Origin of the sequence: Pseudomonas sp. B21-032, from assembly GCF_024748965.1 — a bacterium.
Lineage (GTDB): Bacteria > Pseudomonadota > Gammaproteobacteria > Pseudomonadales > Pseudomonadaceae > Aquipseudomonas.
The window spans coordinates 3,720,537-3,742,401 of sequence record NZ_CP087180.1; the positions used below are offsets into that span (position 1 = coordinate 3,720,537).

Here is a 21,865-nt window from a genome sequence, read left to right on the forward strand (position 1 = left end):
TCGAATGTGTTTTAATGCCTCGCCCAAAATTTTTGACACATAAGGCGGCTATGGACACGGGGACACGACTCAAACTGGTGCGTGAACGCAACAAACTCTCCCAACGGGAGCTGGCTCGGCGCAGTGGCCTGACCAACTCGACGATCTCGCAGATCGAGCAGAATCGCGTCAGCCCTTCGGTCAGTTCCCTGAAAAAGCTGCTTGAAGGCATTCCGATGTCGTTGGCGGAGTTCTTCAGTTTTGACGAGCCGATCCGCGAAGAACGCTTTGTGTTCCGCTCGACCGAACAGCCCGACCTGGGCAACAGCGGCCTGCGCATGCTGCTGGTCGGGGCCAGTGTCGAAGGCCGGCAAATGCGCATGTTGCGCGAGCTGTACGCGCCGGGCGCCGACTCCGGCGAGCCGATCGTGCACGCCGAGGGCGAAGAGTGCGGCCTGGTGACCCGTGGCACCATCGAATTGCGGGTCGATGGCCAGGTCAGCATCCTCAACTCCGGTGACGGCTACTACTTCCCCACCACCCTGCCCCACAGCTTCAAGAATATCGGCCAGGATGAGGCCGAGATCATCAGCGCCAACACCCCGGCGAACTTCTGATGGTGCGATCGCGGGTCTTGCCCGCTCCTACAAGACCTGTGTAGGAGCGGGCTTGCCCCGCGATGAACCTTGCTGCTACATCCAGCCCAGCCACTGCCACCAGGTCGCGGCAAACACCAGCATCAGCCCATAGCCAATCAAGGTGACGATAATCCCCACCCGGGCGAACTGTTTGGCGGTGAAGGTCTCGGTGCCCAGGCAGACCATGTTCTGCGGCGCGTTGATCGGCAGGATAAAGCCGTAGCTGACCACAAAGCCCAGGGCCATGGTCATGCCCAGGCGGCTGAAGTCCCCCGGCAAGGTCTGCAACACCGCAATCAAAATCGGCAGCAGCGCCGAGGTCAGGGCGGTGGCGCTGGCAAAGCCCAGGTGAATCAGAATCAAAAAGGCCGCAAGGATCGAGAACACCCCCAGGGTACCCAATTGATCCAGCCCGGTATGGGCCACCACTTGCGCGCCCAGCCATTGCCCGGCCTGGGTGGTGAGCAAGGTAGTACCCAGGCTGATGCCTACCCCGAAGACAATCACCGTGCCCCAGGGAATGCGCGCCTGCACATCTTTCCAGGTCATCACCCCTACCCGTGGCAGCAGCAGGATCACCAGCCCGGCATAGGTGGTCGAAGTGGTGTCAAAGTGATGCAGCTTGCCCTCGGTGGCCCAGGCCAGCAGCAGCAACAGCGACACGCCCAACAGACGTTTCTGCGCGCCGGTCATCGGCCCGAGCTCGGCCAGGGTCTTGCTTACTGCCGCCTTGCCACCCGGAATCGCATCGCTTTCGGGCGGCAGCATTTTCAGCACCAGGACGATCAGCACCACCGACATGATCACTGCCCACGGCGCGCCAGCGATCAGCCAGTCGATCCACGACACCCGCGCACCGAGCATCTTGTCCATGAAGCCGACGGTCAGCAGGTTCTGCGCCGCGGCAGTCTGGATGCCGATGTTCCAGATGCTGGTGCCCTGAGCGACGATGATCATGATCCCGGCAGCGATGTTCGAGCGTTTGTCGACACCAAAGGCGGCGATCACCCCCATCATGATCGGCACCACGCAGGCACTGCGCGCAGTGGCGCTGGGCACCACCAGGCTGAGCAGCACGGTGACGGCCACCGCCCCCAGAAGGATGCGCCGGGTGCTGACGCCGATGCTCGACAAGGTCACCAGGGCGATACGCCGGTCCAGCCCGGTGTGGGTCATGGCCGCGGCGATGAACAAGGCGCCGACTACCAGGGCCAGGGCACTGTTGGAAAAACCGGTCAGGGCCAGGGTGATGGCGGCCGAGGAGCCGTAGATCACCGAAGGGTCGGCCACCGTCGGCGCCGTGCCGAGCAAAAAGGCCATCAGCGAGGTAATCATGATCGCGCTGGCTTCGTACGACACCGCTTCGCTGATCCACACCACCACGGCAAAAGCCAGAATCGCCAGCACCCGGTGGCCGGCCACTGGCAAGTCGGCGGGCATCGGCAGCAACAGCACCCCGACCAGCGCTGCGATACCGACCAGCAGGCCAATCGGCACGCGGGCTCTGGCGGTTTGTGAGACAGGCACATTGGCCGGCGAATTCATCGGTAACTCCCTTTAGAACATGTGCGTCCATGATTGCGCAGATCGCTTTTGCGCAGACTGATACGCATCAATGCCCCGAATTCGAGGCATTGTCCGACAAGATGTAGTGCCTTGAAAAAAACACTACAAAACCTGTTGACGCCGTTCGTCGCCCCTTGCATGATGAGGTCGTCTCCCCGATCGGGGGTACTGGCAAGGGTGTTCCAGGCAGCTCGACAGATCCATGAGCTGTGTGCGGATGGGTACTGCCCAAAAGGCAGCGTGTAGAAGCCCCCAGTTGTGACGCTGCTGTAGCAGCTTTCATTTAACGCTACATGTTATGCGCCAAGTGCGAACAAACAACGAATGGTCAAGGGGGCTTTATGATGAATCTGAACAATCAACCGACTGTTGAAGAACTGGCCCGGCTGTTCGCCGCGCGCAAGGACACTCTCGACAGCCACATCCTCTGGGTCTGCAAAACCGGTGAAGTTCACCTGGACAGCCTGGAAACCATGAGCGACGAAGCCGAGTTCGAAGAACGCAAGCCGAACATGCGTGCCCGCCTGAAGATGTACCGTCGCGGCCAGGGCTACGTTGGCAAAAAGGCCGCCGCCGACACTCAATATGTCGGTCGGGTTCTGCAGACCCTGCAAAGCGAGTGGGCTGCGCTGCAGAACAAGCCTGGCGTCGCGGTGATCGACCGTCTCTGCTAAGGGTCGCTGGGGTGCGGCACTGCCCCAGCCACGCTTGAGCCCAATCCACGCGGATTGGGCTTTTTTATTTATGGCGGTACAGGGCTAGAATGCCCTCTTTGCGCCAAGAACCCGCTTATGACCCACCCCACTTTCGGAACCGACGATGCATCCTACCAGGCCGCCGGAGGCATCGACGGCCTGCGCCGCCTGGTCGATGACTTCTACCGCTTGATGGATGAAAACCCCGAGGCACGGACCGTGCGCCAGATGCACCCGCAAAGCCTGGAAGCTTCGCGCGATAAGCTGGCGTGTTTTCTCAGTGGCTGGCTCGGCGGCCCGCGGCTGTTCAGTGAGCGCTATGGCCCGATCGCCATCCCGGCCTTCCATGCCCAATGGCCGATCAATGAAAGCCACAGCGCTATCTGGTTGGGCTGCATGCAACAGGCGATTAACCTGCAGGAGTATTCTGCAGAATTTGCCGAGTACCTGTTGCGCCAACTGCGCGTGCCGGCCGAACGCATCGTCCAGGCCAGCCGCGCCCGTCACCCTCAGGCCTGACGGCGCAGCGGCGCCTTCTCCAGTGGCAAGGCACCGGTGGCCAGCGCCCTGGCGCGGTCAACGCCCCAGACCATGGCGCGGGTCATGGTCTCGCCGGGGCGATTGTCGTGGTACTCCTCGACCAGCGCCTTGCCCTGGCGCGTATAAATGCCGAGGAACAACTGAGTGGCGCCGGTGCGCGACAGCCTCACCTGAACGTCGATACTGGTGCCGTCGCTGAGCTGTTCGTCATGACTGCGGCTGTGCAGTTGTGCGTCAGCCCAGTTCCAGTAGGTCTCTTCCCTGATACGCATCGAATGGCTCCTGTATTGATGGCGGCATTAGTAAGGCACACAACCCGGCATCAGGCGAGCGCCAGCCGCGCAACCTTTGCGCAAGGTCAAACAATGCAAAAAAAAGGTTCTTCACGGAATCCCGGGTTGGGATGTTGAGGCTGCGAGTTTATCCATTCAGTGTGGGGCTGCTGCTGGCCCCTTCCGCCTTTACGGCGGCCTACTTTTCTCTTGGGAAGAAGTAGGCAAAACCGCTTGCTCCTACATACGGCCCTACGCTGCGCTCCGGGTCCCCTCGCTACGGCACCTTCCGGGGCATCGCGGCCTACGACTTGCTTTGCAAGTCTACATCTCGCGTCTTCGGCTGCGCACCGCCCCTACAGGCACCTACGCTCGGCCTCCTGAAGTCGCTTTTCGCGGCGCCTGGAAGTACGTGCATGAACATCAAGATCAAGACCAAACAATTTGGTGCTCGTTTTATCAGCGGGCTGTCCCGCTCCTGCGTCAGCATGGCTTCGCCAACATCTGCTTTCGTAGATGCGTCAGTGCAGGCGCCGCCCGTAACTTCGCGACTTCAGGGCCGCGAAAGGCTTGGGCGGGCAACATATTGCGATACGTCCCAGCCCCGATGGCGAGGACCTATTTGAAATCTATTTCTGCAATCAGCACCTGCGGACTATCGACGTGAACAAGCCTGACTACGGTCCATAATGTGTCAACCATGTCCCCGCACATGTGTCCACCATGTGTCCGGTCTCTACACCAAGAACAAAAGGGACCCGCCGTAAGGGCGGAAGGGGCCAACAGCGGCGCCACACCGAATGGATAAGCCCGCAACCCAACCCAAGAATCATAGCCCCCGGGATTCCGTGAAGAACCCAAAAACCCCGCCGTTGGGCGGGGTGGTGGTCGATTCGTTTACTTCTTCGCTGGCAAGCGCGGGGTGAACTTACCCTTCTTGCTGCGCTGTAGCGCGTTCAGGCGCACCTGCGCATCATCCAGCGTCATGTTGGCAAAGCCCAGGCGATAGCCGCTCTGGCCACAGCGCACCACACTGTTGATGGGAAATTCGTCGCCCTGGTCCTCAATGTAGGATTCAATCATGCCCCAGTCTCCCTCCGATGGCGGACCAGTACCGGCAAGCAGATGATTGCCCAGAAAAGTACTGACCCTGGTGACTCTGAGACTAGCCGGTCATTTGTGGACCGCACGGGCAAGAACAAAAAAGCCCGACCAATGGCCGGGCTGTTTTGTCGCACCCCTGGCGTTTACCTGAGCTTCACCGCGGTACCGGTAACGAACACCACGACCATGCCGCCACGGGCCGAGGGCATGCTGATTTCATAGTCCAGGCCGACCACCGCATCGGCCTGCAGGCTGCGCGCGCGGGCGCGGATTTCGTCGGTGGCCTGGATGCGCGCTTCTTTCAACGCACTTTCCAGGGTTTGCGAACGGCCACCGAAAAAGTCGCGGAAACTGGCGAACATATCGCGAACCACGTTGATACCCTGAACCGACTCGGCGCTGACCACATCCAGATAGGCGGAAATTTCCCGGCCTTCGATGGTCCCTGTGGTGGTAATGATCATGCTGCTCTCCTTCGGCCTTGCCTGTCAGCCGCCCGCAATTGAGCGGGCGGAAAAAGCGCGATGGTAACAAAACCGTCGGCCGCTGCGTGGCCATTTATACAAGCAATTGGTTGTGTAATACATGCCAGCCACCTAGACTCCCCTTCCATTGCCGCCTTACTTGCGAAGGAGTCGCCGATGAACACCGCCCACCCTCAGCCCGCGTCATGGGCCGAACTGCTCCACGGGCGCAACGCCCTGCGCTCGATTGCCCTGGCCGGCGGGGTCGCCCTGCATGCAATCAATGTCTATATCGTCACCACCATCCTGCCCACGGTAATCGCGGATATCGGCGGCCTGGCCTTTTATGCCTGGAGCACCACGCTGTTTGTCGCCACCTCGATCATCGGCTCGACCCTCTCGGCGCAATTGATCGAGCGCCTGGGCGCGCGGGCGGCCTTTCTCCTGGCCCTGGCGGTGTTCAGCCTGGGCTCGGTGATCTGCGCCGCCGCGCCGAGCATGCCGGTGCTGCTGATCGGTCGCAGCGTCCAGGGCCTGGGCGGCGGTATCCTGTTCGCCCTGAGCTATGCCCTGATCCGCTTGATCTTCGATGAGCGCCTGTGGCCCCGAGCCATGGCCATGGTCTCGGGCATGTGGGGCGTGGCCACCCTGTGCGGGCCGGCGGTAGGCGGTATCTTTGCCCAGGGCGGCCACTGGCGCTGGGCGTTCTGGTCGCTGCTGCCGGTGGCGGCGCTGCTGGCGCTGATCGTCATCAACCAGTTGCACGGCAAGGTGGCTGCCAGCACCCGGGCCACTCGCCCACCCTATGGCCTGATTGCTTGCCTGGTCGCCTCGGTGCTGGCGATTTCTGCCGCCAGCCTGGCCCAGCAACTGCTGTGGAACCTGCTCGGGATTGGCGCGGGCCTGGCCATCGCAGTGCTCATCGCCCGCCTCGACCACCAGCCCGAGCGCCGCTTGCTGCCTTCTGGTGCTTATTCCCTGGGCACCTCACTGGGCAAGTTGTATGCGGTGATGTGCCTGTTGATTGCGGCAGTGACCACGGAAATTTTCGTCCCCTACTTCCTCCAGGCCATTCACGGCCTTAGCCCGCTGGCCGCCGGCTACATGACCGCGGCCATGGCGGCGGGCTGGACCCTGGCCGCGCTGTGCAGCGCCAGCCGCACCGGTGAGGCCGCCGAGCGGATGATCCGCGTCGGCCCGGGCATCGTCCTTGCGGCCCTGCTGGGGCTGGCGTTGATGACCGGCCAGCAGGCCTGGCTGGGCAGCACTGGCGGCCTGGCCGTGTATTGCCTGGCGCTGGCCGGCGTGGGCCTGGGGATCGGCCTGGGCTGGCCGCACCTGCTGACCAAGGTGCTCAGCGCCGCGCCACCCGGTGAAGAAAACCTGACCTCGGCATCGATCACCACCGTGCAGCTCTACGCCACGGCGCTGGCGGCAGCCCTGGCCGGGGTGGTCAGCAACAGTGCCGGGCTGGTCGAGCCGGGCGGCGTCGCTGGCGCGCAACAGGCCGCGACCTGGCTGTTCGCGGTGTTTGCCATCGCGCCACTGCTGACCTGGCTGTTGGTCTGGCGCCTGACTGGCACTGCACCCAAGGTCATGGCCCGATGAGCCTCAGCAACCTCGATAGCGCCTCAAGCGCCGAGCGCATCCTGTTCTTGCTCAAGACCCGCGGCGCGTTGAAAACCACCGACCTGGCCAGCCTGCTGCAGATCAGCTTCGAGGCCACGCGCCAGCACCTGCAGAAGCTGCAGGCCGCCGGGCAAATCAATGGCATCAGTGTCCCGAGCACTGGCGCCGGGCGGCCTTCGCAAAAGTGGATGTTGACCGACGCCGCCCAGCGGCGCTTTCCCGACACCCACAGTGTGCTGACCCTGCAACTGATCGACAGCGTCGAACAGGTGTTCGGCCCCGAGGGGGTCGACCAGCTCATCAGCCGCATGGAAGCCAGCAGCCGCGCCGAATACCAGCAGGCCTGCAACCAGGCCCAGGGGCTGGAAGACAAAGTGCGGGTGCTGGTGCAACTGCGTGAGCGGGCCGGCTACATGGCCCAGATGCAGGCCTGCGGCGACGGCTGGCTGATCATCGAAAACCACTGCCCGATCTGCGTGGCCGCCAGCCGCTGCCAGGGGTTTTGCCGCTCGGAGTTGCAGGTGTTCCAGGCCGCGCTCGGTGAGCAGGCGCAGGTGGAGCGCTGCGAACACCTGCTGAGCGGTGATCGGCGTTGTGTCTACCGGGTTATGCCGACGTAATCACCCATTGCTAGGCCATCCGCGCCAGCAACAACTGGCGCAGGCGCGGGCCGAAGACGTTGATCAACAGCCCGGCCATCACCAGCAGCGCGCCCCAGCCTTGCAGCGGGGTCAGGCGCTCGTCCAGCAGCAAGGCCGAAGAGCTCAGGCCCACCACCGGCACCAGCAACGAAAACGGCGCCACCTTGCCGGCCGGGTAGCGCGACAGCAGATGGCTCCACAGGCTGTAGCCGAGCATGGTGGCGATAAACGCCAGGTAGGCCAGCGCCAGCACCGAGCTCCAGCCGATGCCGCGCAGCGAGCTTTCGATCCGCTCGGGGCCTTCCAGCCACCACGACAGCGCCAGAAACGGCAGCGGCGGTACCAACCCGCCCCAGATCACCAGGGCCACCAGGTCGATATTGCCGAAACGCCGGGTGATGATATTGCCCATGGCCCACATCGCGGCGGCGCACAGGGTCAGCAGCAAGGCAAAAAACGGCACGCTGGCGCCGTTTTCGCTGCCGATCAGGGCCAGGCCGCCGGCGGCCACCAGCAGGCCCAGTACGCTGGCCGCGCGCAGCCGCTCGCCGAGGAAGATCGCGGCAAAAAACAGGGTGAAGAACGCCTGGGATTGCAGCACCAGCGACGCCAGCCCCGGCGGCATGCCATTGCCCATGGCCTCGAAGAGAAAGGCGAACTGGCCCAGGGAGATGGTCGCGCCGTAGGCAATCAGCCAGCGCCAGGGCAACTGCGGGCGCTTGACCAGTAGCACCGCCGGAAACGCCACCAGGGCAAAGCGCAAGGCGCCCAGCAACATCGGCGGCAGGCCATCGAGGCCGACCTTGATCACGACGAAATTGACGCCCCAGGCGACAATCACCACCAGCGCCAGCAGTAAATCCTTTAACGGCATGCTTCCCTCAACGGCTTTGTAATATTTCGCAACAGCATAACCTTATGCACGAAATCATCGCAGCATCCATCGCGACGGATGGACGCCGCAAAGCCGACACCTCCACTTGACTGTATTTGTATATACATGCTCATATCTGTTTCAGTCGCCCGCCTGCGTTCGGCTGGCGACCCGACCGCGACAACACAACAATAGGCGGAGATCCCGAGCAATGACCCAGGCCAATGCCTCGCGCAGCAAGCCCCTGATCGAGCGGCGCTCGATCGACTACATCCCGGAAAACGAACGACACGGACGCCTCTACAGCCAGTTCACCCTGTGGCTGGGTGCCAACCTGCAAATCACCGCAATCGTCACCGGGGCCCTGGCCGTGGTGCTCGGTGGCGATGTGTTCTGGTCGCTGATCGGCCTGCTGCTCGGGCAACTGGTCGGCGGCGCGGTCATGGCCCTGCACGCCGCCCAAGGGCCGAAACTCGGCCTGCCGCAGATGATCTCCAGCCGCGTGCAGTTCGGGGTGTACGGCGCGGCCATCCCGATTGCCCTGGTGTGCCTGATGTACCTGGGCTTCACCGCCACCGGCACGGTGCTCTCGGGCCAGGCCATCGGCCAGTTGCTGAGCGTCAGCGACAGCGCCGGCATTCTGATTTTCGCCGGGGTCATCGTCCTTGCCACGGTGTTCGGCTACCGCATGATCCACTGGATCGGCCGGGTGGCCAGCGTGCTGGGAATCATCGCCTTCGTCTACCTGTTCAGCCGCATCATGGTCATCAGCGACATCGGCCAGTTACTGGAGAACCGCCACTTCAGCTGGGCCTCGTTCCTGCTCGCGGTGTCGCTGTCGGCGTCCTGGCAGATCTCGTTCGGCCCTTATGTCGCGGATTATTCGCGCTACCTGCCGAGCAACACCTCATCGTTCAAGACCTTCCTCGCCGCAGGCCTGGGCTCGGTGGTCGGCGCCCAGGCGTCGATGGTCCTCGGGGTGTTTGCCGCGGCGATTGCCAACGGCCAGTTCTCCGGCCGTGAAGTGGCCTACATCGTCGGCCTGGGCGGTACCGGCGCCACCGCCGCGCTGCTGTACTTCAGCATCGCCTTCGGCAAGGTGACCATCTCGACTCTCAACTCCTACGGCAGCTTCATGTGCATCGCCACCATCATCAGTGGCTTTCGCGGGCACATCGAAGTCACCCGCCGTCAGCGGCTGTTCTTCGTCCTCGCCATCGTTGGCGCTTCGACGTTGATCGCCCTGCTCGGCCAGCATTCGTTCCTGGCCGCGTTCAAGTCGTTCATCCTGTTCCTGCTGACCTTCTTCGTGCCCTGGAGCGCGGTCAACCTGGTGGACTACTACTTCATCACCAAGGAGCGCTACGACGTGCCGGCGCTGGCAGACCCCAACGGCCGCTACGGGCGCTGGAACCTGCCTGGCATCATCGTCTACACCATCGGCGTGCTGGTGCAGATGCCGTTCATTTCCACCAAGCTCTACACCGGCCCGATGGTTGCCCACCTGGGCGGCGTTGACCTGTCGTGGATCATCGGCCTGGTCGTACCGAGCGTGCTGTATTACCTGGTGGCGCGGCGCAAGGCCGCCGATGCCCCGGCGCAGATGATCCTGCCGCAAACCAGCCAGTCCTGAAACAAAAAGGCCGAGCCCCGTCACCGGGGCTCGGCCTGTTTTTGTTCCTGCCCTTCATAGCTTGGCGATCGACACCTCGGTGGATTTGACGAAGGCAATCACTTCGCTGCCGACCCGCAGCTCCAGCTCGTGCACCGAGCGGGTGGTGATCACCGAGGTGACGATGCCGGCGGAGGTCTGTACGTCGATTTCCGATACCACCGGGCCTTCGATGATCTCCTTGACCGTGCCTTTGAACTGATTGCGTACGTTGATCGCCTTGATGGTCATGTGCTGCTTCCTCGTCCTGGGGTGCACTGCCGCGCAGTGCTTGAGGTGCAGATTGCGCTCGAGCGAATAAAATTAAAAAGAATAAATACTTACGAATATAGAACAAAACGAAATATACAAATCGACATATCGAAAGACCCAAACGTTATTTATTTTCAGTTTTTTAGATCCTTTAGCATCGGTGCCAATCCTCATCGAGCAAGTGAGCGCCACCTTTGCACCGCACTCCATCGACCCCTTTGCACATCGCCCGGGAACTGGCCAGCGAGTTCGCCCGCAGCGCCGTCGAGCGCGACCGCCAGGGCGGCACGCCCAAGGCTGAACGCGATGCCATCCGCAGCAGCGGCCTGCTGGCCTTGAGCATCCCCCGCGAGTTCGGTGGGCTGGGCGCCAGCTGGAGGCAAACCTTCGAGGTGGTTCGTGAATTCGCCCGGGTCGACAGTTCCCTGGCCCACGTGTTTGGTTTTCATCACCTGATGCTCGCCACCGTGCGCCTGTTTGCCACGCCCGCGCAGTGGCAGCCATGGTTCGAACTGACCGCGCACAAGAGCTGGTTCTGGGGCAATGCCCTCAACCCGCTGGACACCCGCACGGTGGTCAAGGACCGTGGCAGCTTTCGCGAGTTCTCCGGTAAAAAAAGCTTCTGCTCCGGCGCCAGCGATTCAGAGATGCTCATCGCCTCGGCGGTGGACGAGAGCGCCGGCGGCAAGCTGCTGATTGCGGCGATCCCCAGCGGGCGCACCGGCATCACCCTGCACAACGACTGGCACAACATGGGCCAGCGCCAGACCGACAGCGGCAGCGCCAGCTTCGAACGGGTACGGGTGGAAGAAAGCGACCTGCTGCTCGACCCTGGTCCCTTGAGCACGCCGTTCGCCTGCCTGCGGCCGCTGATTGCCCAGCTGCATTTCGCCAATATCTTCCTCGGCATCGCCGAGGGCGCTTTCGAAGAGGCCCGGGATTATGCCCTGCGCGAGTCGCGGCCATGGTTCAAATCGCTCGCCGAACAGAGCAGCGCCGACCCGTATGTACTCAAGCATTTCGGCGACTTCTGGGTGCGCCTGCAGGGTGCGCGGCTGCTGGTTGACCAGGCCGCCCAGGAGCTGGACCAGGCCTGGGCCAAAGGCGCGGCGCTGAACGCCGAACAACGCGGGCGCCTGGCGGTGAGCATCGCTACCGCCAAGGTCGCCGCCAGCCGCGATGGCCTGGAGATTTGCAGCAAGGTGTTTGAAGTCACCGGCGCCCGCGCCACCCAGGCCTCGGTGGGCCTCGACCGGCACTGGCGCAACCTGCGCACCCAGAGCCTGCACGACCCGCTCGACTACAAGCTGCACGAACTCGGTGAATGGGCCCTGCGCGGGCAATTGCCGACTCCGACCTTCTACTCATAGTGTGACCGCCATGCAATTGTTGACCCTACCGCCCTCCCCGGCCCTGGCCACCTCGATCCGCGCCACCGCGCAGGTGTTCGAAGACCCCAAGTCACGGGCCTTGCTGGCGCACCTGCAGCGGGTCGCGCCGAGTGAAGCCAGCGTGCTGATCATCGGCGAGACCGGCACCGGCAAAGAGCTGGTCGCCCGGCACATCCACAACCTCAGCGGCCGGCGTGACAAGCCTTTCGTGGCGGTCAACTGCGGAGCGTTTTCCGAGTCGCTGGTCGAGGCCGAATTGTTCGGCCACGAAAAAGGTGCGTTCACCGGCGCCCTCAGTGCCAAGGCCGGCTGGTTCGAAGAAGCCAACGGCGGCACGCTGTTCCTCGACGAGATCGGCGACCTGCCGATGCCGATCCAGGTCAAGCTGTTGCGCGTGCTGCAGGAGCGCGAAGTGGTACGCCTGGGCTCGCGCAAGAGCATTGCCATCGATGTGCGGGTACTGGCCGCTACCAACGTGCAGCTGGAAAAAGCCATCAACGCCGGGCACTTTCGCGAAGACCTGTACTACCGCCTCGACGTCGTCAGCCTGGAACTGGTGCCACTGCGTGAACGCCCGGGCGACATCCTGCCGCTGACCCGCCACTTCATCCAGGCCTACAGCCAGCGCCTGGGCTATGGCCAGGTCAGCCTCAGCAGCGAGGCCGAAGCCAAGCTGCGCAGCTACGGCTGGCCGGGCAACATCCGCGAGCTGGAAAACGTCATCCATCACACCTTGCTGATCTGCCGTGACGGCGTGATCCGCCAGGAGGACCTGCGCCTGTCGAACATGCGCATCGAACGCGCCGACGACAGCCCCGGCAGCGATGATTCGGCGGAAGGCTTGCTGGCGCGGGCTTTCCAGAAACTCTTCGAACAACCTGGCGGCGCCTTGCACGAGAAGGTCGAGGACGCACTGTTGCGCGCGGCCTACCGCTTCAGTCATTACAACCAGGTGCACACCGCCAACTTGCTCGGCCTGAGCCGCAACGTCACCCGCACCCGGCTGATCAAGATGGGCGAACTGGCGGTGAATCGCCGGCAGCCCGGGGGCAGTACCCAGGGCGAGCGGGTGCTGAATTTGTCGATCTAATGGCCTTATCGCAGGCCCTGTACCCATCCTGTGGGAGCGGGCTCGACCCGCGATCGAGCGCGCAGCGGTCGCAGTCCAGTCGAGAAAAGCTCAGCGGTAGATCTCACTCCCCGCATCCGCCGCCAGCGTGCGAAACACCAGCGCCGAAGCCATGCACAGCAGCGCCCCGACGCCAATCACCAGGGCGATATCCGCCACCGCCACTTGCTGCTCACCTTTCAAGCTCATCAACACACTGAGCAGTGAAGCAGCCACCCCCACCGACAAGCTCATGGTCAACTGCACCGTCGCCGCCGACAGGCTGCTGGCGCGGCTGTGCAGTTCGGCGGGCACGTCGGCATAGGTCAGGCCACCCATGGCGCTGAACTGCAAGGAGCGGATCAGGCCGCTGGCGAACAGGATCAACACCACCAGCCAGTACGGCGTGTCGAGGTTGAAACTGGCGCAGGCGCCCAGGCTCAAACCGGTGAACAACGCATTGATACTCAAGGTGCGGCGAAAGCCAAAGCGGCGCACGATACGCACCGCCAGCAGCTTGACCACAAAGGCGCCGACACCCCCGGTGAAGGTCAGCAAACCGGCATGCAAAGGGCTTAAACCAAAGCACAGCTGGAACAACAACACCATCAAGAACGGCTGCGCCGCCGTGCCCAGGCGAAACAGGTTGCCACCCCAGAAACTCACGGCAAAACTGCCTACGCGCAAAGGCGAAAAGTCCAGCAGCGGCTGGGCGCAACGCCGGGCATGGCGCACATAGAGCAGCGCTGTTATTAGCCCGATCAGCAGCAACAGCAGCACCCAGCGCCGCGCCAGCAAACCATGGCCGAGCGCCTCGAAGCCGAACACCAGTGACGCCAGGGCCACACTGGCCAGCAGCAAGCCGTGCAGGTCCAGGCGTTGCTGGCTGTCGCCGGGGTAATCGGGAATATGCCGCAGCACCAGGTACACCCCGAGCACGCCGATGGGCAGGTTGACCAGAAAAATCCACTGCCACGACAGCAGCGTCACCAGCAGACCGCCCAGCGGCGGGCCGAGCATCGGCCCCACCAGTGGCGGGATGGTCAGGTAGGACATGTTGCGCAGCAGCTGCTCGCGCGGCGACCAGCGCAGCAGGATCATCAAGCCCACCGGCACCATCATCGCCCCCGCCGCGCCCTGACACAGGCGCGCCAGGCACAGTTGCAGCAACGACCCGGCCAGGGCGCAGGCCAGCGACGACAGGGTGAACAACACTATCGCCAGCACGAACACCCGCCGCGGCCCGTAGCGGTCCGCCGCCCAGCCGCTGACCGGCACTGCCAGGGCCGCGGCGAGCATGTACAGCGACACCACCAGGTTCATGCGCACACTCGGCGCGCCGAACTCGCTGGCCATCTGTGGCAATGCGGTCATGACCACGGTGGAGTCGATCAACTCCATCAGCAACGCACAGCCGATGATCATCGGTACCCGCCGTGATTGCCCGGTGCTGTGGGTCAACAGCGGCGCCTGCAAACTGCCCACCTCAGAACAAGCCCGACGTCGGCGGCGGCGTGCCGGTCAGTTGCCAGGCACCCACCGCTGCGGCCTTCCAGTGCCGCGGGTTGTGGTTGGCGACCGTGCGTGCGTTGCGCCAGTGGCGGTCGAGATTGTGGCTGCGGCCGGTGGTCGAGGCGCCGCCGACGTCGAACAGCAACTCGGCAGCCTTGAGCGCGGACTCGGCGGCAATGTACTGGGCCTGGGCGACGTCGATGGCGGCCTGGTCAACCTGATGTGGATCAAGCCCGCTGGCCCAGGCGCGGTCGATCGACGCCGCCGCGCGCAACACCACGGCTTCGGCGGTAAAGGCACGGGCGGCGATCTCGCCGACGCTGAGCTGCACGTAAGGGTCATCCACCGAACGCGCGGCGCTGCTGTGCTTGATCGGCCGCGCATGCTCGCGGGCAAAGCGGCTGGCGTCGTCCAGCGCATTGCGGGCGATGCCGGCCTGCACCGTGGCCAGGAACAACTGCAGGAACGGCGTGACGATGGTGCGCTTGCCCTCCTCCACCGTGCGCGTGCGGATCTCGTCGGCGTACACCACGACATCATTCAGGCGCGTGGTGCCGCTGGCAGTCAGGCGCTGGCCCATGGCGTCGAAATCGTCGAGCAACTCCAGGCCCTGGCGCTCACGCGGCAGCACGAACGACACCGGCTGATCGTTTTCATCCAGGGCCACGGCGCTGACCCAGTCGGCGTACAGGGAGCCGGTGCTGTAGTACTTGCTGCCGCTGGCGCGGTAATGCTCGCCGTCACGCACGATGCGCGCACTGATCGCGCCATTGGCGCCGCCCACTTCCCAACCGGCATTGCCCAGCACCGCGCCTTGCAGGTAGCGGGCGAACCAGCGCTGGCGCTCGGCCTCGGCGCCGTCGGCGGTTGACGACAACAAGCCCTCGACAAAACCGAAGCCCGGGCGCAGCGCCTGGGCGACGTTGGAGTCCACCGAGGCGATGCGCAGCAGCAGGCCGATCACATCGCTGACGCTGCCACCCGGGCCGCCATATTGCTCGGGAATGCGGCAGGTGTAGAGCCCGGCCTGGGCAATCTGGCGTACCGCTTCATAGGGCAGCTGGCGCTCGCGTTCACGTTGCGCGGCGCCGGCGGCAATCAGCGGTAGCAGGTTTTCGGTGTTGCCTTTGAGGTCGTCGAGGTTACGACGATCAAAATGCGGTACTGCAGATAAACCAGGCATGGACTTTCCTTGTGCAAATCAGGCGATCAGATCGCCAGGCGGAGAAATTCGAAACTGACCTTACGGCCGCTTTCCAGGTGTGGAATGGCGTCAAGCAAGGCACGGGTATAGGGGTGTTGCGGACGGTCGAAAACATCGCGCACGGCGCCGCTTTCCACCGCCACGCCGTCCTTCATCACCAGCACCTGGTCGCTGACGTGGTTGATCACCCCCAGGTCGTGAGAGATGAACAGGCAGGCCAGGCCCAGGCGCTGTTTTAGGTCGTCGAGCAGTTCGAGGATCTGCGCCTGTACCGACACATCCAGCGCCGACACCGGCTCGTCGCACACCAGGATCTGCGGCTGCGCGGCCAGGGCGCGGGCAATGGCGATGCGTTGCCGCTGGCCGCCCGACAGCTCGATCGGGCGCCGCTCCAGCAGGCTTTCGTCAAGGCGCACCAGGGTGAGCAACTCGACGGCCTGCGGGCGCCACTGCGCGCGCAGGTGCCCGGCCACTTGCAGCGCCTCGTACAACACCCGCTGCACGGTGTAGCGCGGGTCGAAGGAGCTCAGCGGGTCCTGGAACACCACCTGGATGCTGCGGCGCAGCGCGCGTTTCTCCTGGTCATCGAGTTGCAGCCAGGGCCGGCCCTTGATCTGGATCGCGCCGCTGTCGGGGGTTTCCAGGCCGAGGATCATCCGGGTCAGGGTGGTCTTGCCCGAGCCCGACTCGCCGACAATCCCTAAGGTGCGGCCCTTGTGCAGCTGCAGCGAAACCTTGTCGACCACGGTGCGCAAGGCGCCGTCCGGGCCCCTGAAGGCCTTGCTCAGTTGCTGCACCTGCAACAGCGGCGCGCTGGTTTCCACCACGGGTGGCGCCACGGCCGCAAGTTTTGCTGCCTGCGGCCGGCGAAAATGCACGGCGGCACCGGCCTTGAGCAGGTACTGGGTGTAGGGGTGCTGCGGGTCTTGCAGCACCGCCTCGACACTGCCCTGCTCGACGATCACGCCGTTGTGCATCACTGCCACGCGGTTGGCCAGGCGCGAGACCACCGCCAGGTCGTGACTGACAATCAGCATCGCCGTGCTGTCGCCGCGCAGGGATTCGAGCAGGCTCAAGACCTGGGCCTGCACCGTGGCATCCAGCGCCGTGGTCGGCTCGTCGGCAATCAGCAGGCGCGGGTTGCAGGCAATCGCCGAGGCGATCAGCGCCCGTTGGCGCAAGCCGCCGGAGAGCTGCCAGGGGTACTGGCGGGCGCGCAGCTCAGGTTCCGGCACGCCGACCGCGCGCAGCAGTTCCAGCACCCGCGCCTGACGCTGCTCGCGGTTCAGCGCGCTGTGCAGTTGCAGCGGCTCGGCAATCTCCTTGCCGACCGGGCGCAGGGGGTCGAGCGAGCCCAGGGCGTCTTGCATGACAAAGCCGATTTGTGCGCCGCGCACCCGGCGCCAGGCGCGCTCGTCGAACTGGCGCAGGTCCTGCCCGGCAAAGGCCAGGCGGCTGGCCTGCAACTGCGCATGGGCTCCGGTGAGCCCGGCCAGGGTGCGCGAAGTGACGCTCTTGCCCGAGCCCGACTCACCCACCAGCGCCAGGCATTCGCCCTGCTGCACGGTGAAGCTGATGCCCTTGAGCACCGGCACGCCCTGGCCGAAGCGCACCTGCAAGTCGCTGACCTCGATCAGCGGCGCGGGGTGTTGAAGAACAGCGTTCATAGGCGTTTACCTTCGTTGCGGCGCAGCAGTTCGCGGCCGATGGCGGTGATCGAAACCACGGTGAGGGTGATGGCCAGGGCCGGCCAGGCCACCAGCCACCAGGCGTTGGCCAGGTAGTTGCGGCCGATGGCGAGCATGCCGCCCCATTCCGGCTGCGGCGGTGGCGCGCCAAAGCCAAGGAAGCTCAGGGCGGCGCCGGCAACGATGGTGCTGCCGATGCCGATGGTGGCGAGAATCAAAATCGGTTTGATCGCATTGGGCAGCACGTGCCGCCAGATCACCTGGCGTCGTGGCAGGCCCAGGGTCGTGGCCGCCTCGACGTAGCCGGCATTGCGCACCACCAGGGTTTGCGCGCGCACCAGGCGCGCATAGCGCGGCACGCTGGCGATGCCCACGGCGATGATGGTGTTGAGCGCGCCCTGGCCAAAAAAAGTGATGATCACCAGCGCCAGCAGCAGGTCGGGAAAGGCCAGCAGCACATCGACCAGGCGCATCACCGCGCCGTCGACCAGCCGTGGGCCGAGGCCGGCCAGCAGCCCCAGCACGGTGCCCAGCAGCAATCCCAGCGCCGTGGCACTCAGGCCCAGTACCAGCGACGGGCGCACCGCGTAGACCAACCGCGCGAGGATGTCGCGGCCGTTCTCGTCAGTGCCCAGCCAGTGCAGGCTACCCGGTGGCTGGAACGCCTGGCGGGCGTTGGCATCAAGCGGGTCGGCGGCCACCAGCCAGCCTGGCTGCAGCGCCGCCAGCAGCAAAAAGACGACGAACAGCGCCGCCAGCACCAGCCCCGGGCGCACCGCCAGTGGCCGGCGCCTGGCAAAACGCGCCGGGGCCGGGATCAGGCCGCTGACCGGCAGCACCGCTGCCGTTGAATTGATCGGCGCCATCGGGCACCTCCATGAACTGAACGTTAGGGAGCCGGGTTAGGGATCTGCCGGTGGATCTGCTCGATGCGCGCCAAGGCTTCGCTACCCAGCTTCACCTGCAATGCGCCGAGGTTGTCGGCCAGTTGCGCCAGGCTGGTCTGCCCGGTCAGTGCGCTGCTGACAAACGGCTTGTTGATCACATAGGCCAGGGCCAGTTGCGCCGGGCTGATCGAAAGCTCCTGCGCCAGCGCCACATAGGCAGCGATGGCCTGATGGGCGCCGGGGCTGTCGTAGCGGTTGAAGGTGCGGTACACCGACGACAGCCGCGAGCCCTGCGGCAAGGCGCCGTTGAGGTACTTGCCGGTCAGGGCGCCGAAGGCCAGCGGCGAATAGGCCAGCAAGCCGATGTTGTCGCGCTGGCTGAACTCCGACAGGCCGCCCTCGTACAGGCGGTTGAGCAGGCTATAGGGGTTCTGGATGCTGACGATGCGCGGCAGGTTTTGCTCACGCGCCTGGCGCAAAAACTCGGCCACGCCCCACGGGGTTTCGTTGGACACGCCGATATGGCGGATCTTGCCGGCGGCGACCTGATCGGCCAGCACCTGCAAGGTCTCGGCGATGCTCACGGTTTCGCGGTCATCCTCGACATAGGGGTATTCGCGCTGGCCAAAAGTATTGGTGGTGCGGTCCGGCCAGTGCAGTTGGTAGAGGTCCAGGTAATCGGTTTGCAGGCGCTTGAGGCTGCCGTCCAGGGCGGCGACGATATTGGCCCGGTCGTGGCGTGTAAGCCCCTCACGGATATGCGCGCCGGCCCCCGGCTGGCGTGCCGGGCCGATGATCTTGCTGGCCAGCACCACCTCGGCACGCCGCCCGCTGTTCGCTAGCCAGCTGCCGATGAAGCGCTCGGTGCTGCCCCAGGTTTCGCCATAGGTCGGCGTTGGGTACATCTCGGCGGTATCGATCAGGTTGATACCAGCGGCCAGCGCCGCGTCGAGCTGGCGGTGGGCATCGCTTTCGCTGTTCTGGTGGCCCCAGGTCATGCTGCCCAGCCCCAGCACGCTGACCTGGATGTCGCTGTGGCCCAATCTACGTTTGATCATGCTCGCTCCGTATCGAAAGTAAAAAGCTCAAACCGCTTCGGCGGCGCGCTGGTACTGGCTGGCCGGGTACGGCAGGCCCAGGTGCTCGCGCAAGGTGCTGCCCTGGTACTCATGGCGGAACACCCCGCGTTTTTGCAGCAGCGGCACCACCTGGTCGACGAACACCTCGACGCCGGAAGGGAACATGTCCGGCATGATGTTGAAGCCATCGGCAGCGCCGGCACGGAACCAGTGCTCAAGGCTGTCGGCGACCTGTTCCGGGGTGCCGACGATCAGCCGGTGGCCGACCAGGATGCGCCGCGACAGTTCGCGGATGGTCAGGTTCTCGCGCCGCGCCAGGTTCAACTGAGCTTCGAGAAAACCGTGGGAGCCGCGCTCGAAATCCGCCACCGGGCCAATCCGCTCCCAGGGCAACGGCGCATCCAGCTGCAGCTCGCTGACCGCCAGGCCCACCCGCGCCGCCACCTGGTTGATCAGCCCTTCTTCGCCGTACCAGGCGTTAAGCTCGTCGAAACGCGCCTGGGCCTCGGCCTCGCTGCTGCCGATTACCGTCGACAGCCCCGGCATGATTTTCAGGTGCTCGGGGTTGCGCCCCCACTGGCGGGCGCGCTGTTTCATTTCCTGATAGAACGCCTGGCCGTCGACCAGGGTGGTCTGGGTGGTGAAGATCGCATCGGCATAGCGCGAGCCGAGGGCCTTGCCGCCTTCGGAAGACCCGGCCTGCACCAGCACCGGCCGGCCCTGGGGCGAGCGCGGCAAGTTGAGCGGGCCCTTGACCGAAAAGTGCTCGCCGACAAAGTCGATGGCATGCACCTTGGCCGGGTCGGCAAAACGCCCACGGCGGGCATCGCCGATCACCGCGTCATCTTCCCAGCTGTCCCACAATTTGAGGGTGACATCAATGAACTCATCGGCCCGGGCATAACGGTCGACGTGCCGCGGCGCACCGGCCAGGCCGAAGTTCTGCGCGGCGGCATCACCGGCATTGGTGACCACGTTCCAGGCCGCGCGGCCGCCGCTGATATGGTCCAGCGAACTGAAGCGCCGGGCCAGGTTATACGGGTCGTTATAGCTGCTCGAGGCGGTGGCGATCACGCCGATATGGCGGGTGGCCAGGGCCACGGCGGTGAGCAGCACGGTAGGTTCCAGGCGCCCGGCCGGATGCTGGCCAACATCGCCGATCAGCGCCGGGCCGTCGGCGAGGAAGATCGCATCGAGCTTGCCGCGTTCGGCAATGCGCGCGATGTTGCTGTAGTACTGGTGATCGAGATAGGCATTGGCCGGCACCTCGGCCTGGCGCCAGGCACCGGAGTGGGCGCCGAAACCGAGGATGTTCATGCCGATGCTCATGTGTTTTGCAGGCTGGCTCATGGCAACTCCTTGAGTGGGGTCAGACCGCGCTGGCTTCATCGCGGGCGGCGTTATCCTGGGCGTGCAACTGGCGCCAGGCGGCACCAGGGCTGATGCCGTTGAGGTAGTAATTGCCCAGCGCCCGCTCGCGGTAGATCGCCGGGTTGTGCGAGGCCAGGGTGCGGGCATTGCGCCAATGCCGGTCGAGGCGCCGGGCCTGGCTGGTGGCCGAGGCGCCGCCGACTTCAAACAGCAAGGTGGTGGCTTCGAGCACCTGCTCGAGAACAATCTGCTGGGCCTGGTAGGTGCGAATGTCGGCCTCGACGTAGTGCTCCTCGCCAATCGAACCGTCGAGCTCGGCTTCATGCACGGTCTGCAGCACCTGGGCGACATCCAGCACCAGGGCCTGGGCGGCATAGGCCAGGCTCGACAGACGACCGATCACCCGCTGCACCAGCGGGTCGTCCTTGGGGCTGGACTGGCCCGGCACGCCAAAGGCGCGGGTGCGGCCCTGGACGAAGGCCACGGCATCGCGCTGCGCGGCGCGGGCGATACCGGCCAGGGTCGCCAGGTGGTACAGCTGGTAGAAGGCCGACAGGTAGGATTCGGCGCGCAGCTCGCCGGGCTTGAAGCGCCGCAGCACCTGCTGCGGCGGCACCGCGACATTGGCAAAACGGGTAGTGCCGCTGCCGCTCAGGCGCTGGCCGAAACCGTCCCAGTCATCTTCCAGGCTGACCCCTGGCGCCGTGGTCGGCACCACCACGCTGACAAAATCCTCATCGAGCATGGCCACCGCCGCCACCCAGTCGGCATAGATGGCGCCGGTGCAGTAGTACTTCTCGCCGTGCAGCAGCCAGCCGGCCTCGGGCGCCTGCGGGTCGGCAGCGCGCAGGCGCACCGAATTGCCGGTGGTGTCGGTGCGTTCGGCCATGGCCGCGCCCCACAACTGCCCCGCCGCCACCTTGGCCAGCCAGTGCTGTTGCGAAGCGGTATCGCCACTGGACAACCGGCCTTCGACAAAACCGAAGTGGGCGCGAAAGATTTGCGGCAGGTTGGAGTCGGCTTCGGCCAGGTCGATCAGCAGGCGAAACAGCACCGGCAGGCTGGCCTGGGCGCCGTTCAATGCCTGGGGTACGCGCAGGGCGCCAAAGCCGGCTTCGCGTAGCCAGGCCACCGGCTCATGGGCCAGGGTGCGCTGCTGCTCGCGCTCGACCGCACCTTCGGCAATGCGGGCAAACACCGGGGCAAAGCGCGCCTGCAGGTTTACGTAGTCCTGGCCTGCGTAGTTCGCAGCCAGGGCTGTTGGCAGTTCATGGGCACTCATGGCTGGTCCTTGAAATT

Annotated in this window: 21 protein-coding genes; 8 read left to right on the top strand and 13 right to left on the bottom strand. The window is 64.6% G+C overall.

Annotated elements, in window-relative coordinates:
• Window positions 1–50: 50 nt before the first annotated feature.
• Window positions 51–596, top strand: coding sequence for a cupin domain-containing protein (locus LOY54_RS17035; protein ID WP_010226800.1), 546 nt, complete (start codon window positions 51–53; stop codon window positions 594–596).
• A 75-nt stretch (window positions 597–671) separates the two neighbouring features.
• Here LOY54_RS17035 and LOY54_RS17040 read toward each other — a convergent pair whose 3' ends face one another.
• Window positions 672–2,162 carry a DASS family sodium-coupled anion symporter gene (locus LOY54_RS17040; RefSeq protein ID WP_195884522.1) on the bottom strand — a complete coding sequence of 497 codons (1,491 nt, stop codon included), beginning with the start codon at window positions 2,160–2,162 and terminating at the stop codon, window positions 672–674.
• Window positions 2,163–2,524: 362 nt separating this feature from the next.
• Between LOY54_RS17040 and LOY54_RS17045 the strand changes: the two genes are divergently transcribed.
• Window positions 2,525–2,857, top strand: coding sequence for a hypothetical protein (locus tag LOY54_RS17045; RefSeq protein WP_283817199.1), 333 nt, complete (start codon window positions 2,525–2,527; stop codon window positions 2,855–2,857).
• Window positions 2,858–2,974: 117 nt separating this feature from the next.
• On the top strand, window positions 2,975–3,397 hold the full coding sequence (locus LOY54_RS17050) for a group II truncated hemoglobin (RefSeq protein WP_093381334.1): 423 nt from the start codon (window positions 2,975–2,977) through the stop codon (window positions 3,395–3,397).
• On the opposite strand, the gene LOY54_RS17055 is transcribed toward LOY54_RS17050, so the two are convergent.
• From LOY54_RS17055 to LOY54_RS17065, 3 genes are all read right to left on the bottom strand, one after another.
• Window positions 3,388–3,690 (bottom strand): hypothetical protein, encoded by a 303-nt coding sequence (locus LOY54_RS17055; RefSeq protein WP_045194260.1) that lies wholly within the window; start codon window positions 3,688–3,690, stop codon window positions 3,388–3,390. The two genes, LOY54_RS17050 and LOY54_RS17055, sit on opposite strands and share 10 nt — an antisense overlap.
• Before the next feature lie 897 nt (window positions 3,691–4,587).
• The gene (locus LOY54_RS17060) at window positions 4,588–4,773 is read right to left on the bottom strand and encodes a hypothetical protein (protein WP_045194262.1); all 186 of its coding nucleotides are present in this window, start codon (window positions 4,771–4,773) and stop codon (window positions 4,588–4,590) included.
• Between the two features lie 164 nt (window positions 4,774–4,937).
• Window positions 4,938–5,258: a YbjQ family protein gene (locus tag LOY54_RS17065; protein WP_045194264.1), complete on the bottom strand. Its 321-nt coding sequence runs from the start codon at window positions 5,256–5,258 to the stop codon at window positions 4,938–4,940.
• Window positions 5,259–5,435: 177 nt separating this feature from the next.
• On the opposite strand from LOY54_RS17065, the gene LOY54_RS17070 reads away from it, so the two are divergent.
• Entirely contained in the window at window positions 5,436–6,866 is a 1,431-nt protein-coding gene (locus LOY54_RS17070; RefSeq protein WP_213603936.1) for an MFS transporter, read from the top strand.
• Window positions 6,863–7,507, top strand: coding sequence for a metalloregulator ArsR/SmtB family transcription factor (locus LOY54_RS17075; protein ID WP_258607310.1), 645 nt, complete (start codon window positions 6,863–6,865; stop codon window positions 7,505–7,507). Before LOY54_RS17070 ends, LOY54_RS17075 begins: the two co-directional genes overlap by 4 nt.
• Window positions 7,508–7,517: 10 nt before the next feature.
• On the opposite strand, the gene LOY54_RS17080 is transcribed toward LOY54_RS17075, so the two are convergent.
• Window positions 7,518–8,402, bottom strand: coding sequence for an EamA family transporter (locus LOY54_RS17080; RefSeq protein WP_123566206.1), 885 nt, complete (start codon window positions 8,400–8,402; stop codon window positions 7,518–7,520).
• Window positions 8,403–8,613: 211 nt separating this feature from the next.
• Here LOY54_RS17080 and LOY54_RS17085 point away from each other — a divergent pair, with 211 nt between their 5' ends.
• A complete protein-coding gene (locus tag LOY54_RS17085) occupies window positions 8,614–10,035 on the top strand; it encodes a cytosine permease (RefSeq protein ID WP_258607312.1) in 1,422 nt (473 codons plus the stop codon).
• Between the two features lie 54 nt (window positions 10,036–10,089).
• Here LOY54_RS17085 and LOY54_RS17090 read toward each other — a convergent pair whose 3' ends face one another.
• Entirely contained in the window at window positions 10,090–10,305 is a 216-nt protein-coding gene (locus tag LOY54_RS17090) for a molybdopterin-binding protein (protein WP_010227092.1), read from the bottom strand.
• Window positions 10,306–10,520: 215 nt separating this feature from the next.
• Here LOY54_RS17090 and LOY54_RS17095 point away from each other — a divergent pair, with 215 nt between their 5' ends.
• Both LOY54_RS17095 and LOY54_RS17100 read left to right on the top strand, forming a co-directional pair.
• Window positions 10,521–11,696, top strand: a complete 1,176-nt coding sequence (locus LOY54_RS17095) for an acyl-CoA dehydrogenase family protein (protein WP_258607314.1) — start codon at window positions 10,521–10,523, stop codon at window positions 11,694–11,696.
• A 10-nt stretch (window positions 11,697–11,706) separates the two neighbouring features.
• On the top strand, window positions 11,707–12,807 hold the full coding sequence (locus LOY54_RS17100; RefSeq protein ID WP_093381322.1) for a sigma-54-dependent Fis family transcriptional regulator: 1,101 nt from the start codon (window positions 11,707–11,709) through the stop codon (window positions 12,805–12,807).
• 90 nt (window positions 12,808–12,897) lie between these two features.
• On the opposite strand, the gene LOY54_RS17105 is transcribed toward LOY54_RS17100, so the two are convergent.
• The 7 genes from LOY54_RS17105 to LOY54_RS17135 form a co-directional block, all read right to left on the bottom strand.
• Entirely contained in the window at window positions 12,898–14,250 is a 1,353-nt protein-coding gene (locus tag LOY54_RS17105; RefSeq protein WP_258597814.1) for an MFS transporter, read from the bottom strand.
• A gap of 61 nt (window positions 14,251–14,311) precedes the next feature.
• Entirely contained in the window at window positions 14,312–15,520 is a 1,209-nt protein-coding gene (locus tag LOY54_RS17110; RefSeq protein ID WP_258607316.1) for an acyl-CoA dehydrogenase family protein, read from the bottom strand.
• 26 nt (window positions 15,521–15,546) lie between these two features.
• On the bottom strand, window positions 15,547–17,208 hold the full coding sequence (locus LOY54_RS17115) for an ABC transporter ATP-binding protein (RefSeq protein ID WP_258607318.1): 1,662 nt from the start codon (window positions 17,206–17,208) through the stop codon (window positions 15,547–15,549).
• Window positions 17,205–18,095, bottom strand: a complete 891-nt coding sequence (locus tag LOY54_RS17120) for an ABC transporter permease (protein WP_093381314.1) — start codon at window positions 18,093–18,095, stop codon at window positions 17,205–17,207. Before LOY54_RS17120 ends, LOY54_RS17115 begins: the two co-directional genes overlap by 4 nt.
• Before the next feature lie 23 nt (window positions 18,096–18,118).
• Window positions 18,119–19,174: an NADP(H)-dependent aldo-keto reductase gene (locus LOY54_RS17125; protein WP_258607320.1), complete on the bottom strand. Its 1,056-nt coding sequence runs from the start codon at window positions 19,172–19,174 to the stop codon at window positions 18,119–18,121.
• Window positions 19,175–19,201: 27 nt separating this feature from the next.
• Window positions 19,202–20,545, bottom strand: a complete 1,344-nt coding sequence (locus tag LOY54_RS17130; protein WP_213603926.1) for an LLM class flavin-dependent oxidoreductase — start codon at window positions 20,543–20,545, stop codon at window positions 19,202–19,204.
• A 19-nt stretch (window positions 20,546–20,564) separates the two neighbouring features.
• Window positions 20,565–21,848: an acyl-CoA dehydrogenase family protein gene (locus LOY54_RS17135; protein WP_258607323.1), complete on the bottom strand. Its 1,284-nt coding sequence runs from the start codon at window positions 21,846–21,848 to the stop codon at window positions 20,565–20,567.
• Between the last annotated feature and the right edge of the window lie 17 nt (window positions 21,849–21,865).